At 58.1% G+C, this 420-nt stretch carries 1 protein-coding gene; it reads left to right on the top strand.

Going from position 1 to position 420, the window contains the following annotated elements; translation table 11 throughout:
• Positions 1-420: DUF2161 family putative PD-(D/E)XK-type phosphodiesterase (locus WG8_RS28165; RefSeq protein ID WP_007429593.1), on the top strand; the 420-nt coding region annotated here is incomplete at both ends.

The following is a 420-nucleotide window of genomic DNA, read 5'->3' as shown; positions in this document are numbered from 1 at the left end:
TTTAATCTGTCGCTTGTGCTGCAAGGCATGCAACGTTTGAAACTAACCAGCAATGTATATGTGGCCGTAGAACGAAATCGTGCAAAAAAAGGGGCTGTCAATCAGCGCTGGAACGAGTTGGTTGGATTGTGCCGTCAACTGGGACTCGGTCTTCTTACCGTCACCTTTTTTAAGACCAAGCTACCGCTCGTAGAGATACTGTGCAAGCCTGCAGGCCCCAACGGCCATGAGCGCAAAACGACAGCGGTCCGCCCCGGCTCGCGCAAGGAGAGGCTGCTGCGGGAATTTCACGCACGCAGCGGTGACCACAATACTGGCGGCAGCACCCGGCGCAAGCTGGTCACGGCCTACCGGGAAAAAGCGCTGCGTGTAGCCGCAGCCTTGCAGAGCCTGGGGGAGGCCTCCCCTGTGCAGCTCGCC

The organism is Paenibacillus sp. Aloe-11, assembly GCF_000245715.1.
Taxonomy (GTDB): domain Bacteria; phylum Bacillota; class Bacilli; order Paenibacillales; family Paenibacillaceae; genus Paenibacillus; species Paenibacillus kribbensis.
The sequence above is the reverse complement of the archived record's forward strand: the minus strand, read 5'-3'. Positions and strand labels throughout refer to the sequence as shown.